The sequence below is a fragment of the Streptococcus sp. GMD6S genome (assembly GCF_000297015.1).
On the sequence record NZ_AJRH01000102.1, the window covers coordinates 1 to 2,719 of the forward strand.

Below are 2,719 nucleotides of genomic sequence, written 5' to 3' on the forward strand. Positions count from 1 at the left end.
CCATAGCCAGCATTGTTAATCAAGACATCAATCTTGCCATAACGGAGATAGAGGTCAGCTACCAGAGCTTCTAGGGCTGAGTCATCAGTAATATCGATTTCAATCCATTCTACATGAGGATGCTTTGCATATAGTTGGGCTAGTTTTTCCTTGTTTCTACCTAGTAAGATGAGTTGGTCATTTGGCAAGAGTTTGACCATTTCTTGGGCTAAGCCACCGCTTGCCCCAGTGATGATGATGGTACGCATCTCTATTCCTTTCAAAGTTTTGATCAATTTAATGAAATCTTTTTCCAGCTAAATAATGAGCATAGGCTTGATCAATGACAGGAGCAAACAGATGATAATCCTCCCAGCTACCTAAAAATTCTAAAGGCAAGTCATATAAGTCATTGACTACAAATTCGGAATAATCATCCATATACTGATGTTCATAATAGTCATTTACAAAAGCCTGAAAATCCTTTGTAATATCCATTGTTCCCAGTTTACCATCGCACCAGTCTAAAAGATAATCAACACCCAAAGTTTGCTCGTTTTTTAAACTTTGGAATACCGTTTCTTCATCAGGAAACATCAATTCTTTTGCATCATGCAGGATGAGCCAAGTAACGAAAAAACCGATATGATTCGCAGCCCAACGATAAATCTCCCGATAATCTTTTTGAGTTAACTCTTCTTTTTGTAATGAATAGCTGTGCAAGTAGTTGGTTAAGGCATTCTCAAAATACCAATCCGCTTTATCCAATAAACGATTTTCAACAGTCATCTTAATTCCCTCTCAACGAACTGTAACATTATAACTCAACCTCTTCCAAGTCTTTGACGACATGGACATTCTCAAAAATACTAGCTGCATCTTTCTTAAGCTGACTAATATCCTTTGATAGGAAGCGGGCACTGATATGGTTGAGCAAGAGGCGCTTAGCACTGGCTTCTGCTGCTACTTGTGCTGCCTGCATATTGGTTGAGTGACCGTGATTGCGAGCAATTTTTTCATCTCCCTTGCCATAAGTCGACTCATGGACAAGGACATCGGCATTGACAGCTAAACGCACACTAGCATTGGTTTTACGGGTGTCACCCAGAATGGTGATAATCTTACCTGGACGGGGAGCTGAGATATAGTCTGCTGCCTTGATTTCAGTTCCATCTTCGAGAACAACGTCCTGGCCGTTTTTGATCTTTCCAAAAAGCGGACCAAATGGAACACCAGCAGCCTTAAGTTTTTCAGCATCCAAGGTCCCTTCTAGATCCTTTTGCATGACACGATAACCAACGCAGAAAATAGTGTGGTCCAGCTCCTCTGCATACACAGTGAATTTATCGGTCTCAAAGATTTTCCCTAGAGAATCTTGGTCAAACTCATGAAAATGAATGCGGTAAGGCAGACGAGAGCCTGACACACGAAGGCTGGTTAAGACAAATGACTTGATTCCTTGCGGTCCATAGATGTCCAAATCTGTCTGCTCTTCATTGGCCTGAAAAGCACGGCTAGAGAGAAATCCTGGCAATCCAAAGATGTGGTCTCCATGCAGGTGGGTGATAAAGATTTTGCTGACCTTCCGTGGTCGAATCGTGGTTTCCAGAATGCGATTTTGCGTTCCTTCTCCACAGTCAAAGAGCCAAACTTCGTTAATCTCATCCAAGAGTTTCAGGGCGAGACTTGAAACGTTGCGGGCTTTAGAGGGCTGACCGGCCCCTGTTCCTAAAAATTGAATATCCATTCGATACTTTCTAATTAATCAATATATAACATAGCTGTGCGATTTTCCGATCGGAAATAGCGACTGCCAGAAAAAGCAACAGCTTCTTGCAGTAAATCCTCTTGGCTGTAGCCTTTGAGACGCTTGCGACCATCTGCTAAACTTTCTAAATCAGTCAAAGCTGTGAGATTCTTCACACTAACAACTTCTTCATCTCCGACAGGCTTCATGTAAATCTTTCCAGACTCCTCAAAGACTAGTTGATGGGGGAAAATTTGCGCAATCTCAAAAAGTAAGTCATCCGAGATTTCCTCTTCATTTTCAGAGAAAATTCGCCCCAAGCCCTCACTCTCATAGCAAAATCCAAAAGATTTGCCAGATAAATTAAGACGAATAAAAGGCTTATTTTCAAAGGTGAAACTTGGATCAGCATTGTAGAGATTCAGTTCATGACTGACTTCTAAAAAATAATCCGTCGCAGCTTCAGGACTCTTTTTCTGGTAGAGTTCAGCAAAGTAGGCATTGACTACACTCGGAGGAGGTGTGATGAGAGCCAACTGCTCTTGCTCTGTTTTGCCAGCTAGAAGTTGATCCAGATAGACCTTATCCAAACTTGTATAACCCCCATACTTTAGAGCCAAGGTTTTAATATCAGTCATAAAATTCCTCTAACCTCCATTTGTTTTTCTCGGAAATGTAGCCTGTAATCACTTCTCCATCATCTTGGTAGTCACGATCTTCAAGAATCGCTACACTTTCCAAATCATGAATCTTGTAGGACTTAGAAAAAGGCACCCGTAGAGTAAAGGCTTCAAAAATCTCCTTGATTTTTTCTAAAAATAAAGCCTGCAACTGCTCACGACTATCCTCAGACTTGGCAGAAATGAGGGCATACGGCGTTTGAGTAGGCGTAAAATCCTCCACCAAATCCGCTTTATTGTAAAGAGTCAAGCGAGGAATATCCTCCATATCCAAGTCTTTCATGATAGACAGAACCGTTTTTTCATGCTCCTC

Annotated in this window: 4 protein-coding genes and 1 pseudogene; all 5 read right to left on the reverse strand. The window is 41.4% G+C overall.

Features of this window, described 5'->3' with window-relative positions; all coding sequences use genetic code 11:
* On the reverse strand, positions 1-248 hold a 248-nt coding region (locus GMD6S_RS08715; protein WP_001259141.1), incomplete at its 3' end, for an SDR family NAD(P)-dependent oxidoreductase.
* Positions 249-276: 28 nt separating this feature from the next.
* On the reverse strand, positions 277-768 hold the full coding sequence (locus tag GMD6S_RS08720) for a DUF7832 domain-containing protein (RefSeq protein ID WP_000215491.1): 492 nt from the start codon (positions 766-768) through the stop codon (positions 277-279).
* Between the two features lie 28 nt (positions 769-796).
* On the reverse strand, positions 797-1,726 hold the full coding sequence (rnz, locus tag GMD6S_RS08725) for a ribonuclease Z (protein WP_000354317.1): 930 nt from the start codon (positions 1,724-1,726) through the stop codon (positions 797-799).
* Positions 1,727-1,740: 14 nt separating this feature from the next.
* Complete coding sequence (locus GMD6S_RS08730) at positions 1,741-2,364, reverse strand: hypothetical protein (RefSeq protein WP_000129699.1); 624 nt, start codon at positions 2,362-2,364, stop codon at positions 1,741-1,743.
* Positions 2,357-2,719, reverse strand: a pseudogene (locus tag GMD6S_RS08735) (GTPase HflX); the annotation flags it as partial. The gene GMD6S_RS08730 and the pseudogene GMD6S_RS08735, both read right to left, overlap by 8 nt.